Below are 19,690 nucleotides of genomic sequence, written 5' to 3' on the forward strand. Positions count from 1 at the left end.
TTACCTGATGCCGAATCTCTGGCTGACCTATGCGTGGAAAGACAATGAGAACCAAGACGTCGATTTCGTTGTCCAGCGCCTGGAAGGTCGAGGCGTGTCAGTGCGGCTGGATCGCACACAACTCCTGGCCGGGAAACGTTTGTGGGATCAAATCGCTGGTGGGATCGAAAATCCGCACTTAGATGGATGGGCAATTCTCGTCACTGAAAATAGTCTGCGAAGCGAGCCGTGTCTGGAAGAGATTGCCTATGCCCTAGATCGGGCATTGCGAACACGAGGTAGCAACTTCCCGTTGATTGGCATCTTTCCCGCTCCAATGGACCGTTCAATCATTCCAAGCGCCTTGGCCACTCGCCTCTACGTTACCCTGAAGGACCGAGATTGGCCGACCCGTATAGGCGATAGCCTCGGTGGCGCCTCTACGCAACGCACACCTGCTGTTGAGCCGTACGAATTCAAAGTTCACCGCGATGGTGATGCGTGGGTCTATGAAATGCGCCCTCGAGACGGGGTTTGGCATCCGGCTAGCGTGGTTGTCCTAGAAGACGATTATTCATCGTGTTCCATGCCGTACGTTACCGCACCAGGAAGACCCAGTTACAAGCCGCCTATGTGGTCAATCACTGACATTCAGACCACGGCGGCCCCGGACGGGTCACGTTGGCGGGGATGGTCGGTAGAGGATCAAGTCGATAATACCAAATCTCTATATTTGCGGTCAAAGACGCAACTCAAGCGGATAGGCTTCAGCTCTGGTCTCCCCAGCCCCAACGCCATACGCATTCTCGACCTTCGCTAGCCTCGCCAGCCATCTGCATGCGAGGCTGCATCAACCGCTTCGCGCTGGCTGCTTGCCAAATAGCTTTTGCTGGCCGAATGGCAGCTTGTGTCGTTTCTTCCAGCTGAGGTGTACGGCAAATGGGTCGAAAGCTGCCGATCCCATCGTGTCGATATCGGGCGCTACAAGCTAAAACCGGAGGAACCTTCTGGGTCGCCCGTGGCCGGGTTGCGATGGAAGGCGGCTGCGGCGAAAACCGCGAACGACCGCCGTCGCACCATTCTTGCCGCCTACTCCTCAAAGCGACCCTTCGCCTCACGATCACGCTCATATCGTCTCATGCGCGGAAACGGCGGCAGCCAGGACTCGCGACGGGCGGTCCAGCTTTCGTAGGTTGGCATCAGTTGGTCGGGGGCATCCAGGGCGCCCAGGTGCACTTCGATTTCGTCCCCGCTGCGTGCGAAAACGGATGAGCCGCAGCGGGGACAGAAAAACCGCCCGGCGTAGTCGCGTGTTTCGCCATCGATCGTCACCGCCTCCTGAGGGAATATCGCGGCAGCATAAAAAAGCGCACCATGATGCTTGCGGCAGTCGAGGCAGTGACAAATGCCGACCCGGTAAGGCTTACCCAACGCCACAAGTCGGACGCTGCCGCACAGGCAACCGCCGGTGAATCGGTCCATGCTGCGTCTCCTCCAGGATCAAGCGATCAGAATGGCTACAACGAACAGGACAGTCCTTGCAAATTACGCGCCCGCGGCCGCTCGCGGAGGAAAGGGAAGACCGGGCGATGTTGGCGGCTTGCCGCGCGTCACGCCGCCTATATCTGCCCGACTTCGTGGACGACCTGGTAATAACCCGGTCCCGCGCTTTCGATCAGCGGTCTGACCTTCTGGACGTGTTCGGCAAACCGGCTGGTTTCGTGCACGCGCTTGTGGTCGCCGATCGTGTCGAAGGCGCTCATCATGATCGCGGTCCGGCCGTCCGTGGCGCGATGCAGACGGCTGCCGCGCCAGCCTTTGACGACGCCTGCCGATCCGTCGAGATTGGCCTTCTGGATCGCGATGAAATCGTCGAGCCTGCCCGGTTTCACGGTGAAGATGTTGATGAAGACGACGGGGCCGAGAGCGTCGTTCTGAACTGTTTCTTGCATCATTGTTCTCCCTGGTTCGGGATTTTCCCGATAGGTCGAATGGGTTTGTAGGACCTCAAGTGCAGTTGAGGTCAAGCGAAAATAGATGTTCAAAGCGACGCGGCGTCAACACATCGGTAACCAGTTAGCGGTTCCGTGCGGCCCTGCACTGCACCCAGCCGAACGGATTTCGAATGATGATCGACAAACTCAGGATGCCCGCGCTTTTGCTTGCCTTTGCGGCCGGCCTCACCTTTCCAGCCGCGGCTGCCTCGCAGAAAAAAGCCCCCGAATGCACGGTGATACTGGATGCCGCCTCGGGGGATGTCGTTTATCGCGAAGGTGTTTGCGACAAGCGTCTCAACCCGTTCTCGACCTTCAAATTTCCCTTGGCGCTGATCGGCTACGACGCCGGAATACTTGAGGGCGAACACACGCCTGCCTGGGACTACAAGCCCGAATTCGATGCGGTGAAGCGCGACCGGAAGACCGTCGACCCGACGATATGGGAGAAGGATTCCGTTCTCTGGTTTTCGCGTGAAATCACGCGACGGCTGGGCAAGGAGAAATTCGCCGCCTACGTCAAAAAGCTCGGCTACGGCAACATGGATGTCTCCGGCGATGCCGGCAAGAACAATGGCCTGACGCATTCCTGGCTGAAGTCGTCGCTGAAAATTTCGCCGGACGAACAGGCGCAGTTCGTGCGCAGCTTTCTTGCCGGCAAACTGCCGGTCTCAGGCAAGGCCAATGACATGACACAGGCTGTCATACCGAGTTTCGCTTCGCAGGACGGCTGGACCGTCCACGGCAAGACCGGCAGCGGCAGGCTCGGCGATGATGCAGGCAAGGCGAACAGGAACAAGCCTCTGGGCTGGTTTGTTGGCTGGGCGCAAAAGGACGGCCGTAAGGTCGTCTTCGCGCGCATGCAGGTGGGCGCGGACAGCGCAGACTCTCCGAAAGGCCCGAAGGTGCGGGACATGTTCCTGAAAGAGCTGCCGCAACTGATGAAGCAGCGCTGAAATTGCTGTCCTGCGCGCCGGCGCGGAAACAGCGTCTGTGCCGTTGCAAATCAACTGCAAAGCCCTAGTTTGGCTTCGATGACGCCACAAGACATCACAAAGCTGATCGTCCGGACTTCGATGAAAGACCGGGCGGCGTTCGACCTGCTGTATCGGCAGACGAGCGCGAAACTTTTCGGCGTCTGCCTGCGTGTCTTGAACGATCGCGCAGAAGCCGAGGAAGCGTTGCAGGAGGTTTTCGTCAAGATATGGACGAAGGCCGATCGCTTTGCGGTCTCGGATTTGAGCCCGATATCGTGGCTGGTGGCGGTTGCGCGTAATCACGCGATCGATCGCATCCGGGCGCGACGCCAGCCTGCCGTCGATATCGACGCCGCGCTCGACGTGGCCGATCCGGCGCCCGGGCCAGAGGCGGCGGCGGTGGCTGGCGGCGAAAACGAGCGCATCCACCACTGTCTCGAAGAACTGGAAAAGGACCGGGCGGCGGCCGTCCGGGGCGCCTATCTCAAGGGCGAAAGCTATGCCGAACTGGCGGCGCGCTACAGCGTACCGCTGAACACGATGCGAACCTGGCTGCGCCGCAGCCTGCTTAAACTGAGGGAATGCCTCGAGCGATGACGCTGGCGGACAACAACGAACCGGAACGTGGCGGCGACGACATGATCGCTGCCGAATACGTTCTTGGCGTTCTGCCGAACGATGAAAGGCAGGGAGCAGCCCGCCGCATCGACGGCGAGCCTGAGTTCGCGCGTCTCGTCGATCGCTGGGAGGTTCACCTGTCCCCGCTTGCCGAAGCCTATCCAGAAATCGAGGCGCCGGCGTCCGTGAAGCCCGCCGTCGATCGGCGGCTGTTCTCCGGGGCCGCGCAATCCCAGGCCGCGCGGCAAGCCGGCATGTGGTCAAGCCTCGCCTTCTGGCGTGGCTTGGCTGCCGCCGCCATCGCGGCGCTCGCGATCTATATCGCCGTGCCCTACATCAATCCGCCGGCTCCTGTGCCTGAGACGCGCCTCGTCGCCTCGCTGGCTGCGGATGGCAGCGATGTGCGTTACCTCGCCGTCTATGATGCCGCTCAAGGCGACGTGGGTCTGTCGCACGTATCGGGCGAACGCGCAGCGGGCCGCGATTTCGAGCTTTGGATGATCGAGGGAACAAATGCGCCGGTCTCCATGGGCGTCATCCCGGTCGGATCGACCATTCATCTGAAGATCTCGCCCGAGCTTCAAAAGAAGCTCGCCACAGGCGCGGTTCTGGCCGTCAGTCTTGAGCCGTCTGGCGGTTCGCCGACGGGCCAGCCGACCGGGCCGGTGGTCGCGGCGGGCGATCTGAAGAATATTTAAGCAAAGCTCTTCTTGGCGATATCACTCTATCGTGAAGTATAAGCGAATCTATAATTAGGTAACTCTAATTATAGGTGGAAATATAGGGCGTGAATTGGTGCGAGATATTTTATGAATTCCGGAAAGAAATAAATCTTTTTTCGCAAGTGCCGAAACTTACTCTTTTCATCCCCGTAACTCCTTGCATCCACCGAATGTGGAATAACCCAGGGAGTTACAAAATGCGTAGATTCACCTCCACCATTCTCGCCGGCGCAGTCGCGCTCTCCGCTCTCGCCACGGTCGCCTATGCCGAAAACCCGAAGGTCGGCGGTGCGGCCATGTTCGAAGACAAGAACATTGTCGAGAACGCGGTAAACTCGAAGGATCACACCACGCTCGTTGCCGCCGTCAAGGCTGCCGGCCTGGTCGAGACCTTGCAGGGCAAGGGTCCGTTCACGGTTTTTGCTCCGACCAACGAAGCTTTCGACGCGCTGCCCAAGGGCACGGTCGAAGAGCTCATCAAGCCGGAGAACAAGGAGAAGCTGACCAAGATCCTGACCTGCCACGTCATCGCCGCCAATGCGACGTCCGACGTGGTCATGAAAATGGTCAAGGATGACGGCGGCTCTCACAAGGCCAAGACCGCCGGCGGCTGCGAACTGACGCTGAAGGACGAAGGCGGCAAGGTCACCGTCACGGACGAGAATGGCAACACCGCCAATGTCACCATCGCCGACGTCAAGCAGTCGAATGGTGTGATCCACGTCATAGACAAGGTGCTGCTGCCCAAGATGTAATGGGCGGCTCGCTGTTTCGAAGGCCGTCTCAGGCCTAGATTGCGCCGGGAAGCTATAGGGCTCCTGCGACCCGGCGCAATCGGATACGCCCCGCATCGCCGCTTCAAGCGCGCCCATGATGCGGGGCGTTTTCGTATCAGTCTCAATCGGAGTTGATTGGCGCGTGATGCCGGGCGTGACATAGTTTGCGTGCAAGAGGAGAAGTCCAAATGAATCGCCGCGATTTTCTGTTGGCAGGTGCCGGAGCCGCCGCATTGCTGGCCGGCACGACGGCGTTGTGGCGCATGGGCAGGCCCACGGATGCCATCGCCGAGACCTTTGAGGTTACCAAGACCGACGATGAATGGCGCAAGCTCCTGTCGGCGGAGCAATTCGCCGTGCTGCGCCAGGAAGACACCGAACGGCCCGGCTCGAGCCCTCTGGACCATGAGAAGCGCAAGGGCATCTTCCACTGCGCGGGCTGCGATCTGGCCGCCTATTCATCCGAGAACAAGTATGATTCCGGCACCGGCTGGCCGAGCTTCTGGCAGTCACTGCCTGATGCGATAGGCACCAAGACAGACAACACGCTTTTCATGACCCGCACCGAGGTTCATTGCCGCCGCTGCGGCGGTCATTTCGGCCACATCTTCGACGATGGTCCGCAGCCGACCGGCAAGCGCCATTGCCTCAATGGCGTCGCCCTGAACTTCAAGCCGGCAACGGCGTAGTCACACTCGATCCAGCCACCCGCCGCTGAAACCGCTAGCGGCGAGCCCGCGTCTCACGGGTTCGCTTTTGCGCATGAGGTCCCAGACCAGCCCGGTTCTGAAATTCTCCACCATCATCACGATAAGCCCCTGATCCAGCCCGACGCTGCGCGGCGATATCCAACCCTCGGGATGGGTGGTGCGAACGCTCGGGTTGAAACTGTCCGGCAGGCGGCCATGCTTTAGCAGCCGGGGGTAATGCGAGAGAATGTGGGTCAGGTTGTCGAAGCCCGCATGGGGTGAAAAGGGCAGGCATGCGAGGCCGGACCAGGGGGCAACGGTTCCATCGTCCGGGCCCGACGGCGCACCGCGCGCTATATAGCCCATCAAGCCCTGCCGCTCGCCGTTCCTGAGCACCAGCCGTCGTCTCGGTCCCTCGCAGGCGGTCAGTCCCCAGAGGTGTTCGCCATAGCCCGTGAACCTCCTGGGGTTGCGTATCGCGTAGCGCCGGTGCTCAGCGATCGCCCGTCGCGTGTTCTCGAAATAGTCGATGCCGCGCTGGGCCGAGAAAGTGTCTGCGAGACCGCGAAGATCGATCCAGGCCTGCGGGAAGAGGTGGATGAAAAGCGGCCCGGCATAGAGATATCCGCCGTCTTTCGTATCGAGCCAGTCGCAGCTCTCCAGCCATTGCCGATACGCGTCCTCGCGCAGGGGAAATGTTGGGGAGCCTAGCCCGAGGACAAGGAACAGCAAGGCTTCGCTGTAGCCCTTCCAGCTGAAGCGCAGGAACCCGCCCTTCGGCTTCCAGCCCAGGCGGACGAACCCGTCCTTTCCCTGCGACCATCGCCAGTCGACGCGGTTGTAGAGGCGCGCGGTACTTGCGCGTATTTCCTCTTCGCGAGGATCGGAGCCGTCGAAGAAGCTCGCGGCCGTCAGCATGCCGGCAACGAGTATTGCCGTGTCGATGACGGAAAGCTCGCAGTTCCAGACCCGCTGTCCTGTCTGCATATCGAGGAAATGATAGTAGAAACCCTTGTAGCCGGTCGCGTGAACGTGCCGGCTCTGCTCCGATTGCTCGAAGAACCGTAGCGTGGCCAGGATTCTCGTGATTGCCTCGTCTCGCGATATCCAGTTGCGGTTGACGGCGACGGGATAGCACGAGAGCCCGAAACCGACGGCCGCAATGCTGCACGGCGATCCGGGGCTGGTGGCATCGGCAACGAGCCCGTTTGCGGGGTTCGAATATTCGATGAAGTAATCGAAGGCGGAGCGCTGGAGCCGGTCCAGCAACGCCATGTCGATATCCGGCGCGGGTTCTGCAGTCGAAGCTGAGTGGATCGAGTCCTTCACTGGCGCCGGGTCATCCAGGCTGGAAGGGTTCGAAAGAGGGCCGTTGTCATTTGCATGTCGCATTACCGAATGAAACAGGCTTCGGTTTAGGCTTTATTTAAGGCGGGAAGGACGAGGTGCCGTGCACAGCGTCGTGAACATTGGAAACATCAGCGATCGGCGAAGCCCCAGCGCAGCTTTCTCGCTTCCACCGATTGCTCCGAATCTCCTTTGCCGCTAAGTAACCGCCGATTTCCATCCGACGGGGACATCTCATGACATCGACGGAAAAAGCTGCCACGGCTGCCGAGCAGGCGCATCTCCTATCGGCTGCTCTGCCCTATATGCAGCGTTACGAGAACAAGACCGTCGTGGTGAAATATGGCGGCCACGCCATGGGCGATGCCAAGCTTGGCCAGGCTTTCGCCCGCGACATCGCGCTTCTGAAGCAGTCCGGCGTCAACCCCATCGTCGTCCACGGCGGCGGCCCGCAGATTGCGGCGATGCTGGCCAGGATGGGCATCGAATCCAAATTCGAGGGCGGTCTGCGCGTCACCGACGAAAAGACCGTCGAGATCGTCGAGATGGTGCTGGCCGGCTCCATCAACAAGGAGATCGTCGCGCTCATCAATGCCGAGGGCGAATGGGCCATCGGCCTGTGCGGCAAGGACGGCAACATGGTCTTTGCCGAAAAAGCCCACAAGACGGTCAAGGACCCCGACAGCAATATCGAGCGCGTGCTTGATCTCGGCTTCGTCGGCGAACCGGTCGAGGTCGACCGCACGCTGCTCGACCTGCTGGCCCGCTCGGAGATGATCCCTGTGCTGGCGCCGGTGGCTCCGGGCCGTGACGGCCACACCTACAACATCAACGCCGACACATTTGCCGGCGCCATCGCCGGCGCGCTCGGCGCCTCGCGCCTGCTGTTCCTGACGGACGTGCCCGGCGTTCTCGACAAGGACAAGAACCTCATCGACGAATTGACCGTCGCCCAGGCCAAGGCGCTGATCAAGGACGGCACGATTTCCGGCGGCATGATCCCCAAGGTCGAGACCTGCATCGAGGCCATCGAGCGCGGCGTCGAAGGCGTCGTCATCCTCAACGGCAAGACGCCGCATTCGGTGCTGCTGGAGCTGTTCACGGAGCATGGTGCCGGAACGCTGATCGTTCCTTGACAAGGAAACCACTGGATGCCGGTCGTATTTCGTTACAAGGGCTTCCGTTTTCTCTTCTATTCCAATGAAGGCGATCCACGAGAACCCGTGCACATCCACGTGTTGAAGGACAGCGTAGATGCCAAGTTTTGGCTCTGGCCCGATGTTCTGGTAGAATACAATGATGGTTTCAACGCGCGCACTTTGCGGGAACTGACCGAGATCATTGAGCAGCGGCGCGAAGAGATAACGAGAGTGTGGGATGATTTCTTTGGTGAAGGCAACCAGCGTTCGCTTTGATCAGGACAGCATGTGGGTCGACCTGTCTGATGGCCGCACTTTGAGTGTTCCGCTCGCATGGTTCCCAAGGCTTCTTCGCGCCTCTCCGTCGCAACGCGAAGAGGTCACCATCAGCAGCCGTGGCCTGCATTGGGAAGAACTCGACGAAGACATTTCCGTCGAGGGATTGCTCGCGGGCAAAGGCGATCAGACGCGCCCCGGTCCAAAAGTCGAAGCGGCTTGATCAGCATCACCCCCGCAGATGCCCGAGCGGCACGTGCCCCGGGCCTTTGATGTTCTGCAGCACCAGTTGCGTGTGAACGTCGCGCACGCCTGAAAGCCGCATCAAGCGGTGCATGACGAAATGGTTGAGTTCGTCGACCGTCGGCACCATGACATGCAGCAGGAAATCGTGGTCGCCGGTCATCGTCCAGCAGGCCGACACCTCGTCCATGCGCTGCACGGCGGCGATGAAGCGTTCGGGCGATTCGTCGCTGTGGCTGGTCAGCCGAACCTGGATGAAAACCTCCACCGTCAGCCCCACCGCGCGCCGGCTGATGACTGCACCGAAACCCTTGATAACGCCAGCTTCCTGAAGCGCATCGAAGCGCCGCGCACAGGGCGTGGTCGAGAGGCCGATTTCCTGCGCCAGTTCCGATACCGGCTTGCGCCCGTCGCGCTGGAGGATATCGAGCATCTTGATCTCGTAATCGTCGAATTGAGGCATATCCACTCCAATTTCCGAGTTTATGGTGCAATATACCTCAAATTCCTCGATCGCGTGAACATTGAAGCAAAAATCGCTCGACCTCCCGCGTTATCCTTCGTCCATGTGGAGGATTTGCTCATGAACATCAGCGTCGAAACCTATGCCCGTGAATGCGCGGCTCAAGGGTTGCGTGGCGACTATTCGGTCTGCCGCTCCGATTTTACCGTCAGCCAGGACTACGATTACACAGACAGCGAGCAGGAAGTCTGGCGTACACTCTGCGACCGCCAGACCAGGCTGACGCAAAAGCTGGCGCACCGCTCCTATCTTGATGGCGTCGAGGCGCTCGGTCTGGTCGACAAGATTCCGGATTTCGATGAGGTCAGCAAGAAACTGCGCAAGCTCACCGGCTGGGAGCTCGTCGCGGTGCCGGGACTCATTCCCGCCGAACCTTTCTTCGTTCACCTGACCAACCGGCGTTTCCCGGTCACCAACTGGCTGCGCACCAAGGACGAACTCGATTACATCGTCGAGCCCGACATGTTCCATGATTTCTTCGGCCATGTGCCCGCGCTGTCCCAGCCGGCCTTTGCCGACTTCATGCAGCTTTACGGCGCGAAGGCCAGCGAACTCATTGCGCTGGGCGGCAACGACATGATCTCGCGGCTCTACTGGTACACCGCCGAGTACAGCCTGATGCAGGAGCCCGGCCAACCGCTGAAGGCGTTCGGCGCCGGCCTGATGTCATCGTTCAGCGAATTGCAGTTCGCGGTGGAAAGCCCGGATGCGCATCATGTGCCGTTCGACCTCGAAACGGTGATGCGCACCGCTTACGAGATCGACAAGTTCCAGCGCGCTTATTTCGTGCTGCCGTCCTTCGAGGCGCTGCGCGACGCGTTCCAGAACGAGGATCTGGCCGCGATCATCGCGCGCCGCAAGGATGAGCCGCCGCTCGATCCCGCGACGGTCTGATCGACGGTCGCCGTTCAGACGATCTTGTGACTGAGATGGTCGCCCAGCCGGGCGGCCAGGCAGACGATCGTCGTCGTGGGATTGCATTGCCCCGACGTCGCGAACACCGACGAGCCGCCGACATAGAGATTGTCCATGCCGTGGACCTTGCAGTCGCCGTCGACGATACCCTTGGCCGGGTCGTCGCTCATGCGGGTGCCGCCCATATGATGGTGGCCGGCAAGCTCCTGGTCAGTGGGGTAGTCCTCGCCCTTGACCAGCCAATCGGCCAGCCGCACGCGGCCGAGATTCTTTGCGACCATCGTTTCGCCGAACAGCTTCAACCCTTCCAGAATCGTGCGGCGCTCTATCTCGCGCTTCTTCCAGTTGAGCTCAATGCGCGGCACGCCGGTATGGTCGGTAGCGGTCTTCGACAGGGCGACGTGGTTGGAAAAATCTGGCGCCTGCTCCCAGCCGACATAAAGCTGGGCGGCACAGCGGAGATTGAGACTGAGCTGATAGGCCGCCCATTCGGCGGTGTCGGGTGCGACGCAGGCAAGGTCGGCGATCAGGCGTTTGACGCCGGGATAGGGCATCTCGATCAGCCTGATGCCGAAATTCATGATCTGTTTGCGTTCCATCGCCGCCGGCGTTGGCGAGAAGAAGGCTTCGTTGGCGCCGTCGACTTCGAATTCGTCGTAGTCGGCAAGGATGGCATTGCCGCCTTCGAACTGCGGATGCTCCATCCAGTAGCGGCCGAGTGCGGTGGCATTCGGCACGACGCCGCCATTCGAGCGCTCGTTGGACCACAGCAGCAGCCGGGAGTTTTCCAGCCCGCCCGTGCAAGGGACGTAATAGTCGGCCGAGAATTGTCCGGCGTCCGCGCCGTTGGACCAGATATGTGCGCCGGTCACGCGCTTGCCGTCGCCGACCAGTTCGCGAACATAGGTATTCAGCACCACGGCAATGTTCTGGCTCTTGTCGAGGTCGCCGTAAAACTTCTCGGCGAAGCGTACCGCCGGGCTCTTGATGAGCTGCACCCAGCTGATGTCGTCCGAAATCGGCGCATCCGGACGGAACTCGACGAGGTCGAGAATGTCGTGCACTTCCTTCAGATAGGGCTCGATATCGGTGCGCCTGATCGGCCAGCCCGTATCGGGCGCCCAGGCCTTGGGCGTGAAATCATGGGCGTCGAGCACCCGGCACCAGCCGGCCCAATGGTTGGAGCAGCCGCCGAGATAACGCAGCCGCGTCACGTCGAGATCGAAATAGGGGTCGCCGACGGTCGTGCCGCGATAGAAGTCCTGCGACTCCTCCGTCCACTCGTTCGAGCCGGCCTCGAAGATCACCACCGGAATGCCGGCAGCGCCGAGTTTGCGGGCAATCGTTATGCCTGCCGGGCCCGAGCCCATGATGCAGACCTTGGGCGTGAAGGTTGCCGCGCGAAACGCCTCGTAACTGTCGAAGATCATGCAAGGTCGCTCCGCCGAACGATCCAGCCATTCACCTCGACGATTTCGTCGGGATCGGGGGCTGGAACGGGAAGTTTGCGGATGAGGGCGAAGGCCGGCAAGGCGAGAAGTGCCTGGATCAGCGAGCGGCGGGAGAGTTTCGCGGTAGCGATAGCGATCATGACCATGTTCCGGGCAAGGGGTTGTTGCGTTCGGCCGCGTCCTCGTTGCGAAACGGGACACTGGCTAAAATCCTTGCCAGAATCATGCCAATATCAGGCATTCCTTTATGCCGTCTTGCTATGATTACAGGGCGTTTGCGGGAAGGGTTAAGAAACGTTCAACGGTTTTCTTCGGCGCCGCGCATCGAATTTGCCCCGCAAAGGACGCCGTACGAGAGCCCGGCCATCTAAGTGCTCGCTTTCGCAAGACCAAAGGCGTAAGAGCAGGGATGCAAAGCGATCGATTTGAAGTTCCGGTTACCGTAAGACAAGGTGCCGCCGGCAACCAACTGATACTGAAAACCACGCGCGAAGCGTCTGATTTTCTTCTCAACAGCTGGCCCGGAAAGAAAAGCCCGAAGCACCGTGCGGCGCTTCAGGCTTGTCATGATGCCCAGGCCGGCGACAAGCCGGTCATGGCAGCCAGGCGGGCCTTCATCGCCGCCGCCCGCGAGGCGGACGTGCTGGTGAGCGACAAGGCACCGGTGGCTTAAAGCGCATCGCGATCTTTCAAGTTCGTTTGCGCTTTAAGTCTTTGTTTTTACGCATGTCGTTATCGCAAAACCGCTGCACGCTTTTGCGCGGCATTGCTTTAAGCGGTTTTCGGCAGAGCCTTCTTGCGAGGCGCGCGCTTCACCGGGGCTGGGTTGTTTGCCTCCTCGACGCGTGCGGCTTCTTCCTTTTGGAGTCGAAGCACTTTCAGGCGCGCGGTTTTCTTTTCCCGAGCGACCAGTTCCGCACTCATGATCTGGCGTGCGGCGGTGTCGGTCTTGGCGATTTTCTGTTCAGCTGCGTGAAGCTTCATGATCGTACTCCTGACTCGGTCGATGCGAAGCGCTTACCTCGCTAAGTGATTGTATTTCCGGCAGCGCGTCTACTTGGCCTCCGCCTCGTTCGCATCGTCCGGTTTGCGTTCCGTCTTCGCTGCCTTGGCCTTTTCGGCCTTCTCAGCCTTCTTGGCCGCCTTTATCCGATCGCGATCCCTGCGCTCCTGGTCGTAGTTCGGCTTTTTTGCCATGTTCTTCTTGGTCCTTTCCGGGTGTCGTTTCAGGGTCTGCGCCGTTGCATCGGCATTCGCAGAAACTGATGGATATCACGCCGGCGAACATAAGTACCTCTGCAATACCGATCCGGCGCAAAAGGAGAGGGCTGTACATGACGTACTGCCGAGACTTTTTATGCCGGCGCGGCGAATATTATTACTGATATAGGCGCCGACCGCGGAAAATCCAAAAATACTGACCGCAATATGCCGATACATCGGATCTTGTTGACCATTGGCGAAAGGCTTTTTCGAGCGATTGCCGGGTTTCGGAAATTCGAATACCGTTGACCAAATGATAAAAAACGGGCCGGGACTTGGCTTGAGCCCGTAACAGCCAGAGGTGGTCAAAAATGCCCAAAAATGGAATCGATTTTTCGTCTCTCTCGCGCCGTTCGGTGCTGAAGGCCGCAGGCGCAACTGCAGCCCTTGCCACTGTCGCCGGCCTGCCGACGCGGCTGCTCGCGGCTGACCCGATCAAGGTCGCGGCGGTCTACACCGTGCCTGTCGAGCAGCAATGGGTCAGCCGCATCCACAAGGCGGCCAACGCTGCCAAGGAACGTGGCGACATCGAATATGTCTATTCGGAAAACACCTCCAACAACGACTATGAGCGCGTCATGCGCGAATATGCCGAGGCCGGCCACAAGCTTATCCTCGGCGAGGTCTTCGGCGTCGAGGAAGCCGCCCGCAGCGTTGCCAAGGATTATCCCGACGTTGCCTTCCTGATGGGGTCGAGCTTCAAGCCCGACGCCGCCCTGCCGAATTTTTCGGTGTTCGACAACTACATCCAGGATGCGTCCTATCTCTCCGGCATCATCGCCGGCGCCATGACCAAGTCGAAGAACATCGGCATGGTCGGCGGCTATCCCATTCCCGAAGTCAACCGGCTGATGAACGCCTTCATGGCCGGCGTGAAGGAAAGCGCGCCCGACACCAAGTTCCAGGTCGCCTTCATCGGCTCGTGGTTCGATCCGCCCAAGGCCAAGGAAACCGCCTTCGCTCAGATCGATGGCGGCGCGGACCTGCTTTACGCCGAGCGTTTCGGCGTGTCGGACGCGGCCAAGGAGAAGAAGGTTCTGGCGGTCGGCAATGTCATCGACACGCAGGCCGATTATCCCGAGACCGTGGTTGCCTCCGCACTCTGGCATTTCGAGCCGACGCTCGACAAGGCGATCGCCGAGGTGAAGGCGGGGTCCTTCAAGGCCGATGACTACGGCGTCTACTCCTTCATGAAGGCCGGCGGCTGCTCGCTTGCCCCGCTCGGCACTTTCGAAGGCAAGGTGCCGGCCGAGGTGATGGCAAAGGTCGCCGAAAAGGAAAAGGCGATCAAGGACGGGTCGGTTACCGTCGAGGTCAACGACAACGAACCGAAGTCGAGCTAGCGCAACTATCCCTCCCCCTTGAGGGGAGGGTGGCCCGCGGAGCGGGTCGGGTGGGGTCGTAGCAAAAATGCTCGACCTTCACTTGAACAAGTCATGCAGAAGAGGACGCCGAGCCCTGCCGCACCAACCCCACCCGGCGGCTTCGCCGCCACCCTCCCCTCAAGGGGGAGGGAAGGCCGCCCCCGTCCTGCGCCTGGCCGGCATCAGCAAGCGTTTCGGCCCGCTGGTCGCCAACAATGGCATCTCCTTTGACCTGAATCGCGGTGAGGTCATCGCGCTACTTGGCGAGAACGGCGCCGGCAAGACGACGCTGATGAACATCCTGTTCGGCCACTATGTCGCCGACGAAGGCGCGGTCGAGGTCTTTGGCAGGCAGCTTCCGCCCGGCGATCCGCGCGCCGCGCTCGATGCCGGCGTCGGCATGGTGCATCAGCATTTTACGCTGGCCGAAAACATGACCGTTCTGGAAAACATCGCGCTCGGCACGCAAAGCGCCTGGAAGCTGCGCCTCGACCGCGCGGCGGCGCGAAAGCGCATCGCGAAACTCGCAAACGATTTCGGCCTCGCGGTGAACGCCGATGCGACGGTCTCCACGCTTTCGGTCGGCGAGCGGCAGCGCGTCGAAATCCTGAAGGCGCTTTACCGCGACGCGCGCATCCTCATCCTCGACGAGCCGACGGCGGTGCTGACACCGGCCGAGACCGACGCGCTGTTCCGCACGCTCAAGCTTCTCGTCGCGCAGGGGCTTTCGATCATCTTCATCTCGCACAAGCTGCATGAGGTGATGGCCGTCAGCGACCGCGTGCTGGTGCTGCGGTCGGGCAAACTCGCCGGCGAGCGCGTGACGACCGAGACCAGCCGTAGCGAACTTGCATCGCTTATGGTCGGGCAGGAGGTCGCCAGCCCGAAAGTGGCTGAGCCGAAGATCGGCCCCGTCGCGCTCGAGTTGAAAAATGTCTCAGTGGCCGGGCAGGGTTCTTCGCATCGGCTCGACGGCCTGTCGCTTGAGCTTCGTGCCGGCGAGATCACCGGTCTTGCCGGCGTTTCCGGCAACGGGCAGGCGACGCTCGCCGCCCTCATTGCCGGTGTACTGAAACCAGCCTCGGGCGAGGTGGTCGTTCAGGGCGCGTCGATGCGCGACTGGTCGCCGCGCGCGGCCCTTGGCGGAGGCGTCGCCCGCATCCCCGAGGATCGCCACGCTGTCGGCACGATCGGCGACATGAGCGTCACCGAAAATGTCATCGCCGAGCGCTACGCCACTGCGCGCTTCAGCCGGCGCGGCTTTCTGGACTGGAAGGCGGCCAAAAATTTCGCCGAAGAGATCATCCGCGACTACGACGTCAAATGCCCTTCGCCCGATGCGCGCATCCGGCTGCTCTCCGGCGGCAACATGCAAAAACTCATTCTCGGCCGCGCGCTCGATCCCGATCCGGCGGTCATCCTCGCTAACCAGCCGACACGCGGGCTCGATGTCGGCGCGGTCGCCTTCGTCCATCGTCGGTTGCTTGAGGCGCGGGAGAGGGGGGCTGCGATCCTGTTGATCTCCGAGGATCTGGAGGAGGTGCTGGCGCTGTCGGACCGCATTCTGGTGATGTCCAAGGGCCGGCTGTCCTCGCCATCGAAACGCGGCGAGCGGACGATCCGCGAGTTGGGGGAGCTGATGGCGGGACATGGCGAAGAGGGGCAGGCAGCGTGATAGCGGGCATCCACAGCGCGACGCTTTCTCCCCCCTCGAGGGAGAGATGGCTGCAAAGCAGCCAGAGGAGGGCGGTCAAGGCAGTGCTCGACGCAAAGGAACGTCGAGCACTGCGCGGACGACCCCACCCGACCGCTTCGCGGCCACCCTCCCCTCAAGGGGGAGGGAAAGCCGGAGCTCGACATGCGGCTTGAACCCAAACCCGCACCGTCGCTGGGCGTCACGCTGCTGTTTCCCGTCGGCGCGGTCATCGTGACGTTGATCATAACCTCGCTGCTTGTGCTTGCCGCCGGTGCGTCGCCTTTTTCGGTGTTCTATCTCGTGGCCAAGGGCGCGGCCGGCTCGCAATTCGCCCTGCTGGAAACGCTGACGCGGGCCACGCCGCTGATCTTCACCGGTCTGGCCGTCGCCGTCGCCTTCCGTGCCAAGCTCTGGAACATCGGTGCCGAAGCGCAGCTCTATATCGGCGGCGTCGTAACCGTGGTGTTGGGTACCGGCGCGCTGCCGCTGCCGTCCTATCTGCTCATCCCCATCATCATGATCGCCAGCATGGCTGCCGGCGCGCTTCTGCTGCTTGGCCCGGCCGTGCTGAAAACCCGCTTCGGCGTCGACGAGGTGGTGACGACGCTGCTGCTCAATTTCATCGTATTATTGTTCGTCTCCATGCTGCTCGAAGGCGTGCTGAAGGACCCGATGGGCCTTGGCTGGCCGCAATCTTCCAAGGTCATCGCCGAGGCGCAGCTACCGCGCATCATCCAGGGCAAGCGCCTGCATTATGGCTTCGTCATCGCCGTGGTGGCGGCGATCATCGCCTGGATCATCATGAAGAAGACGGTGCTGGGCTACGAGATGCGCGCCGTCGGCCACAATCCGGAAGCGGCCTCCTTCGCCGGCATCCCCGTCAACCGCGTGCTGATGAAGACGGCACTTCTGTCCGGGGGGCTGGCCGCCCTTGCCGGCTTCTCGGAAGTGTCCGGCTTGAAGGGCAATCTCACCCTCGATCTCTCGCCCGGCTATGGCTATTCGGGCATCGTCGTTGCCATGCTCGCGATGCTAAACCCACTCGGCGTCATCGCCTCGGCCATCTTCGTTGCCGGCATCTTCGTCGGCGCCGACGCCATGAGCCGCACCGCCGGCGTGCCGAGCTACATCGCCCAGGTGATGGTCGCGACCGCGCTGCTGACCATGGTCACGGCGATCCTGCTGACGCGGTTCCGGGTGAGGTGGCGGTGAATAGAATGCACGCTTTAGAGACCCCCACCCCTAACCCCTCCCCACAAGGGGGAGGGGAACTTTGCTGCACGAACATCCGGCCCCAGTCTTCAACGTTCTTGGTGGGCAAGGCGACGAAATCGTCCCCCTCCCCCTTGTGGGGAGGGGTTAGGGGTGGGGGTATAACCCCGCTCGGGCCAGAGGGCAGGTGGGGAGACATCGCTCCATGACCGACGCCCTCGAAATCCTCTTCACCGCCTCATTCTGGGTCGCCGCCATCCGCATCGCCTCGCCGCTGATCTTCGCCACCATGGGCGAGCTGATCTGCGAGCGCGCGGGCGTGCTCAATCTCGGCATCGAAGGCATCATGACCGTCGGCGCCTTCGCCGGATGGTTCACCGTCTATTCGGGCGGCGATCTGTGGACCGGCGTGCTTATCGCCGCCCTTGCTGGCGCTGCCTTCGGCCTGCTTCATGCCACGCTCACCGTGCCGCTCGGCCTGTCGCAGCATGTGGTCGGCATCGGCATCACGCTGCTCGCGACGAGCCTCACCTATTTCACCTACCGCCTGGCCCTGCCGCAGGTGACGACGCCGCCCAAGATCGAACCGTTCCAGCCGCTACCGATCCCCGGCCTGTCGAAAATACCGATCCTCGGCGAGGCGCTGTTTTCGCAGACGCCGCTGACCTATCTGGCCTTCGCAACTGTCGCCATCGTCGCCTGGGTGCTCTACCGCACGCCGATAGGCCTGGCGGTGCGGGCGGCCGGCGAAAACCCGTCGGCTGTGGAGGCGCAGGGCATCAGCGTCACCGGCATCCGCATGGGCGCGGTCATGGTCGGCAGCGCGCTGATGGCGGTCGGCGGGGCGTTCCTCACCATGTCGGCCTTCAACTCATTCTTCTTCGAAATGATCAACGGCCGCGGCTGGATCTGCATCGCGCTTGTGGTGTTCGGCTCGTGGCGGCCGGGCAAGGCGCTGCTCGGCGCCATCCTGTTTGCCGCCTTCGACGCATACCAGGTCCGGCTGCAGCAGCTTTCCGGCGGCGTCGTGCCCTATCAGGTTTTCCTGATGATGCCCTATGCGCTGTCCATCCTGGCGCTGATACTGGTGGCGCGCCGCGCCACCTATCCCAAGGCGCTGATGATTCCCTACCAGAAAGGCGAAAGATGAGTTTCGACATTCTTGTCAAAGGCGGCATTCTTCCAAGCGGCGTGGTCGCTGATCTTGGCATCAAGGACGGCAAGATCGCTGCCATTGAGCATGAGCTGAACGTCACCGCTGGCACCGCGATCGATGCCCGTGGCAATCTGATCTCACCGCCCTTCGTTGATCCGCATTTCCATATGGATGCGACGCTGTCCTATGGGCTTCCGCGAATCAATGCTTCCGGCACGCTGCTGGAGGGCATCGCGCTGTGGGGCGAGCTCAAGCCGCTGCTGACGCATGAGGCGGTCAAGCAGCGCGCGCTCGATTATTGCGACTGGGCCGTCTCCATGGGTCTGCTCGCCATCCGCACCCATGTCGATACCTGCGACGACCGGCTGCTGGCCGTGGAAGCCCTGCTGGAGGTCAAGAAGGAGGTCGCGCCCTATATCGATCTGCAACTCGTCGCCTTCCCGCAGGACGGCTTCTACCGCTCGCCCACGGCGCGTGAAAATACAATCCGCGCGCTCGACATGGGCGTGGAGGTTGTCGGCGGCATCCCGCATTTCGAGCGCACCATGGCCGACGGTACCCGCTCCGTGACGGAGCTTTGCGAGATCGCGGCCAAACGCGGCCTGATGGTCGACATGCATTGCGACGAGACCGACGATCCGATGTCGCGTCACATCGAGCAGCTCGCCTATGAAGCGCAGCGCCTCGGATTGCAGGGCAGGGTCAATGGCTCGCATCTCACCTCAATGCATTCGATGGACAATTATTACGTCTCAAAGCTGCTTCCGCTGATCGCCGAGGCCGGCGTGTCGGCCTGCCCGAACCCGCTCATCAACATCGTCATCCAGGGTCGCCACGACACCTATCCCAAGCGCCGCGGCATGACGCGCGTGCCCGAAATGCTGAAGGCCGGCATCAAGGTTGGCTTCGGCCAGGATTGCGTGCTCGACCCGTGGTATCCGCTCGGCACCGCCGATATGCTCGATGTCGCCTTCATGGGCCTGCATGTGGCGCAGATGACCAGCCCCGCCGATATGCGCCAATGCTTCGACATGGTGACAAAGACCAATGCCGAGATCATGGGGCTGGACGATTACGGCATCGAAGTCGGCAAGACGGCGAGCCTCGTCGTGCTCGATGCCGGCAACCCGGTCGAGGCGCTGCGCCTGCGCGCCGAGCGGCTCTGCGTCATCGCCAAGGGCAAGGTGGTAGCGACACGCGAAAAGCGCGAGACTGCGCTTTCGCTTGCGGGCCGTCCGGCATCGGTAAACAGGCGCCACAAGACGCCCGTACAGGCCCAATGAGAGGGCGCGGCTAGCGCTATATTCCGCCGCAATTAAGTCTACAATTCTCCTCCAGTTTATACCGAGG

At 61.4% G+C, this 19,690-nt stretch carries 23 protein-coding genes and 1 pseudogene; 16 read left to right on the forward strand and 8 right to left on the reverse strand.

Annotation, left to right across the window (positions count from 1 at the left end; genetic code table 11):
* The first annotated feature begins 7 nt into the window (after positions 1–7).
* Positions 8–799 carry a toll/interleukin-1 receptor domain-containing protein gene (locus BM413_RS20160; protein WP_091916330.1) on the forward strand — a complete coding sequence of 264 codons (792 nt, stop codon included), beginning with the start codon at positions 8–10 and terminating at the stop codon, positions 797–799.
* A gap of 269 nt (positions 800–1,068) precedes the next feature.
* Here BM413_RS20160 and BM413_RS20165 read toward each other — a convergent pair whose 3' ends face one another.
* The gene (locus tag BM413_RS20165) at positions 1,069–1,461 is read right to left on the reverse strand and encodes a GFA family protein (RefSeq protein ID WP_091916331.1); all 393 of its coding nucleotides are present in this window, start codon (positions 1,459–1,461) and stop codon (positions 1,069–1,071) included.
* Between the two features lie 137 nt (positions 1,462–1,598).
* A complete protein-coding gene (locus tag BM413_RS20170) occupies positions 1,599–1,931 on the reverse strand; it encodes an antibiotic biosynthesis monooxygenase family protein (RefSeq protein ID WP_210188945.1) in 333 nt (110 codons plus the stop codon).
* Positions 1,932–2,200: 269 nt separating this feature from the next.
* Between BM413_RS20170 and blaOXA the strand changes: the two are divergent.
* The 5 genes and pseudogenes from blaOXA to msrB all read left to right on the forward strand — a co-directional run.
* Positions 2,201–2,929 (forward strand): annotated as a pseudogene (gene blaOXA / locus BM413_RS20175) (class D beta-lactamase); the annotation flags it as partial.
* A 78-nt stretch (positions 2,930–3,007) separates the two neighbouring features.
* Positions 3,008–3,547: a sigma-70 family RNA polymerase sigma factor gene (locus BM413_RS20180; protein ID WP_091916334.1), complete on the forward strand. Its 540-nt coding sequence runs from the start codon at positions 3,008–3,010 to the stop codon at positions 3,545–3,547.
* Positions 3,544–4,266 carry an anti-sigma factor gene (locus BM413_RS20185; RefSeq protein ID WP_091916335.1) on the forward strand — a complete coding sequence of 241 codons (723 nt, stop codon included), beginning with the start codon at positions 3,544–3,546 and terminating at the stop codon, positions 4,264–4,266. The genes BM413_RS20180 and BM413_RS20185 overlap by 4 nt, the downstream gene beginning before the upstream one ends.
* A 221-nt stretch (positions 4,267–4,487) precedes the next feature.
* A complete protein-coding gene (locus tag BM413_RS20190; protein ID WP_091916336.1) occupies positions 4,488–5,045 on the forward strand; it encodes a fasciclin domain-containing protein in 558 nt (185 codons plus the stop codon).
* Between the two features lie 209 nt (positions 5,046–5,254).
* Positions 5,255–5,755, forward strand: coding sequence for a peptide-methionine (R)-S-oxide reductase MsrB (msrB, locus tag BM413_RS20195; protein ID WP_091916340.1), 501 nt, complete (start codon positions 5,255–5,257; stop codon positions 5,753–5,755).
* Here msrB and BM413_RS20200 read toward each other — a convergent pair whose 3' ends face one another.
* Complete coding sequence (locus tag BM413_RS20200; RefSeq protein WP_244537942.1) at positions 5,756–7,030, reverse strand: glucoamylase family protein; 1,275 nt, start codon at positions 7,028–7,030, stop codon at positions 5,756–5,758.
* Positions 7,031–7,338: 308 nt separating this feature from the next.
* Here BM413_RS20200 and argB point away from each other — a divergent pair, with 308 nt between their 5' ends.
* The 3 genes from argB to BM413_RS20215 are packed head-to-tail and all read left to right on the forward strand — an operon-like array spanning position 7,339 to position 8,740.
* Positions 7,339–8,238, forward strand: coding sequence for an acetylglutamate kinase (gene argB / locus BM413_RS20205; RefSeq protein WP_091916349.1), 900 nt, complete (start codon positions 7,339–7,341; stop codon positions 8,236–8,238).
* A 15-nt stretch (positions 8,239–8,253) separates the two neighbouring features.
* Complete coding sequence (locus tag BM413_RS20210; protein WP_091916353.1) at positions 8,254–8,517, forward strand: DUF4160 domain-containing protein; 264 nt, start codon at positions 8,254–8,256, stop codon at positions 8,515–8,517.
* Between the two features lie 10 nt (positions 8,518–8,527).
* Positions 8,528–8,740, forward strand: a complete 213-nt coding sequence (locus BM413_RS20215; protein WP_244537947.1) for a DUF2442 domain-containing protein — start codon at positions 8,528–8,530, stop codon at positions 8,738–8,740.
* A gap of 6 nt (positions 8,741–8,746) precedes the next feature.
* On the opposite strand, the gene BM413_RS20220 is transcribed toward BM413_RS20215, so the two are convergent.
* Positions 8,747–9,223, reverse strand: coding sequence for an Lrp/AsnC family transcriptional regulator (locus BM413_RS20220; RefSeq protein ID WP_091916355.1), 477 nt, complete (start codon positions 9,221–9,223; stop codon positions 8,747–8,749).
* 120 nt (positions 9,224–9,343) lie between these two features.
* Here BM413_RS20220 and phhA point away from each other — a divergent pair, with 120 nt between their 5' ends.
* Entirely contained in the window at positions 9,344–10,177 is an 834-nt protein-coding gene (phhA, locus tag BM413_RS20225) for a phenylalanine 4-monooxygenase (RefSeq protein WP_091916356.1), read from the forward strand.
* A 14-nt stretch (positions 10,178–10,191) separates the two neighbouring features.
* Here the strand turns inward: phhA and BM413_RS20230 are convergent, their stop codons facing one another.
* Together BM413_RS20230 and BM413_RS33180 are read right to left on the reverse strand one after the other, a co-directional pair.
* The gene (locus tag BM413_RS20230; RefSeq protein ID WP_091916357.1) at positions 10,192–11,628 is read right to left on the reverse strand and encodes a GMC oxidoreductase; all 1,437 of its coding nucleotides are present in this window, start codon (positions 11,626–11,628) and stop codon (positions 10,192–10,194) included.
* Positions 11,625–11,789, reverse strand: a complete 165-nt coding sequence (locus BM413_RS33180) for a hypothetical protein (RefSeq protein WP_091916358.1) — start codon at positions 11,787–11,789, stop codon at positions 11,625–11,627. The genes BM413_RS20230 and BM413_RS33180 overlap by 4 nt, the downstream gene beginning before the upstream one ends.
* Before the next feature lie 107 nt (positions 11,790–11,896).
* On the opposite strand from BM413_RS33180, the gene BM413_RS33655 reads away from it, so the two are divergent.
* Entirely contained in the window at positions 11,897–12,322 is a 426-nt protein-coding gene (locus BM413_RS33655) for a DUF982 domain-containing protein (RefSeq protein ID WP_244537943.1), read from the forward strand.
* 98 nt (positions 12,323–12,420) lie between these two features.
* On the opposite strand, the gene BM413_RS20245 is transcribed toward BM413_RS33655, so the two are convergent.
* On the reverse strand, positions 12,421–12,633 hold the full coding sequence (locus BM413_RS20245) for a hypothetical protein (RefSeq protein ID WP_091916361.1): 213 nt from the start codon (positions 12,631–12,633) through the stop codon (positions 12,421–12,423).
* Between the two features lie 69 nt (positions 12,634–12,702).
* Positions 12,703–12,846, reverse strand: a complete 144-nt coding sequence (locus tag BM413_RS33185; RefSeq protein WP_091916363.1) for a hypothetical protein — start codon at positions 12,844–12,846, stop codon at positions 12,703–12,705.
* Between the two features lie 377 nt (positions 12,847–13,223).
* Between BM413_RS33185 and BM413_RS20255 the strand changes: the two genes are divergently transcribed.
* The 5 genes from BM413_RS20255 to BM413_RS20275 all read left to right on the forward strand — a co-directional run bounded on the left by BM413_RS20255 (position 13,224) and on the right by BM413_RS20275 (position 19,623).
* Entirely contained in the window at positions 13,224–14,255 is a 1,032-nt protein-coding gene (locus BM413_RS20255) for a BMP family protein (protein ID WP_091916364.1), read from the forward strand.
* A gap of 67 nt (positions 14,256–14,322) precedes the next feature.
* Positions 14,323–15,951, forward strand: coding sequence for an ABC transporter ATP-binding protein (locus tag BM413_RS20260; RefSeq protein WP_091916365.1), 1,629 nt, complete (start codon positions 14,323–14,325; stop codon positions 15,949–15,951).
* A 183-nt stretch (positions 15,952–16,134) separates the two neighbouring features.
* Positions 16,135–17,184: an ABC transporter permease gene (locus BM413_RS20265; RefSeq protein WP_091916366.1), complete on the forward strand. Its 1,050-nt coding sequence runs from the start codon at positions 16,135–16,137 to the stop codon at positions 17,182–17,184.
* A 205-nt stretch (positions 17,185–17,389) separates the two neighbouring features.
* On the forward strand, positions 17,390–18,334 hold the full coding sequence (locus BM413_RS20270; protein WP_091916367.1) for an ABC transporter permease: 945 nt from the start codon (positions 17,390–17,392) through the stop codon (positions 18,332–18,334).
* On the forward strand, positions 18,331–19,623 hold the full coding sequence (locus tag BM413_RS20275) for an amidohydrolase family protein (protein ID WP_091916368.1): 1,293 nt from the start codon (positions 18,331–18,333) through the stop codon (positions 19,621–19,623). The genes BM413_RS20270 and BM413_RS20275 overlap by 4 nt, the downstream gene beginning before the upstream one ends.
* Positions 19,624–19,690: the final 67 nt, after the last annotated feature.

Origin of the sequence: Mesorhizobium sp. YR577 (assembly GCF_900116595.1) — a bacterium.
Lineage (GTDB): Bacteria > Pseudomonadota > Alphaproteobacteria > Rhizobiales > Rhizobiaceae > Mesorhizobium_M.

Bases quoted from the DNA above. Each gene is read 5' to 3' on its own strand.
- BM413_RS20160 (WP_091916330.1), top strand. From the start codon at position 8: ATGCCGAATCTCTGGCTGACCTATGCGTGGAAAGACAATGAGAACCAA.
- BM413_RS20165 (WP_091916331.1), bottom strand. From the start codon at position 1,461: ATGGACCGATTCACCGGCGGTTGCCTGTGCGGCAGCGTCCGACTTGTG.
- BM413_RS20170 (WP_210188945.1), bottom strand. From the start codon at position 1,931: ATGCAAGAAACAGTTCAGAACGACGCTCTCGGCCCCGTCGTCTTCATC.
- BM413_RS20180 (WP_091916334.1), top strand. From the start codon at position 3,008: ATGACGCCACAAGACATCACAAAGCTGATCGTCCGGACTTCGATGAAA.
- BM413_RS20185 (WP_091916335.1), top strand. From the start codon at position 3,544: ATGACGCTGGCGGACAACAACGAACCGGAACGTGGCGGCGACGACATG.
- BM413_RS20190 (WP_091916336.1), top strand. From the start codon at position 4,488: ATGCGTAGATTCACCTCCACCATTCTCGCCGGCGCAGTCGCGCTCTCC.
- msrB (WP_091916340.1), top strand. From the start codon at position 5,255: ATGAATCGCCGCGATTTTCTGTTGGCAGGTGCCGGAGCCGCCGCATTG.
- BM413_RS20200 (WP_244537942.1), bottom strand. From the start codon at position 7,030: ATGGCGTTGCTGGACCGGCTCCAGCGCTCCGCCTTCGATTACTTCATC.
- argB (WP_091916349.1), top strand. From the start codon at position 7,339: ATGACATCGACGGAAAAAGCTGCCACGGCTGCCGAGCAGGCGCATCTC.
- BM413_RS20210 (WP_091916353.1), top strand. From the start codon at position 8,254: ATGCCGGTCGTATTTCGTTACAAGGGCTTCCGTTTTCTCTTCTATTCC.
- BM413_RS20215 (WP_244537947.1), top strand. From the start codon at position 8,528: ATGTGGGTCGACCTGTCTGATGGCCGCACTTTGAGTGTTCCGCTCGCA.
- BM413_RS20220 (WP_091916355.1), bottom strand. From the start codon at position 9,223: ATGCCTCAATTCGACGATTACGAGATCAAGATGCTCGATATCCTCCAG.
- phhA (WP_091916356.1), top strand. From the start codon at position 9,344: ATGAACATCAGCGTCGAAACCTATGCCCGTGAATGCGCGGCTCAAGGG.
- BM413_RS20230 (WP_091916357.1), bottom strand. From the start codon at position 11,628: ATGATCTTCGACAGTTACGAGGCGTTTCGCGCGGCAACCTTCACGCCC.
- BM413_RS33180 (WP_091916358.1), bottom strand. From the start codon at position 11,789: ATGATCGCTATCGCTACCGCGAAACTCTCCCGCCGCTCGCTGATCCAG.
- BM413_RS33655 (WP_244537943.1), top strand. From the start codon at position 11,897: ATGCCGTCTTGCTATGATTACAGGGCGTTTGCGGGAAGGGTTAAGAAA.
- BM413_RS20245 (WP_091916361.1), bottom strand. From the start codon at position 12,633: ATGAAGCTTCACGCAGCTGAACAGAAAATCGCCAAGACCGACACCGCC.
- BM413_RS33185 (WP_091916363.1), bottom strand. From the start codon at position 12,846: ATGGCAAAAAAGCCGAACTACGACCAGGAGCGCAGGGATCGCGATCGG.
- BM413_RS20255 (WP_091916364.1), top strand. From the start codon at position 13,224: ATGCCCAAAAATGGAATCGATTTTTCGTCTCTCTCGCGCCGTTCGGTG.
- BM413_RS20260 (WP_091916365.1), top strand. From the start codon at position 14,323: ATGCTCGACCTTCACTTGAACAAGTCATGCAGAAGAGGACGCCGAGCC.
- BM413_RS20265 (WP_091916366.1), top strand. From the start codon at position 16,135: ATGCGGCTTGAACCCAAACCCGCACCGTCGCTGGGCGTCACGCTGCTG.
- BM413_RS20270 (WP_091916367.1), top strand. From the start codon at position 17,390: ATGACCGACGCCCTCGAAATCCTCTTCACCGCCTCATTCTGGGTCGCC.
- BM413_RS20275 (WP_091916368.1), top strand. From the start codon at position 18,331: ATGAGTTTCGACATTCTTGTCAAAGGCGGCATTCTTCCAAGCGGCGTG.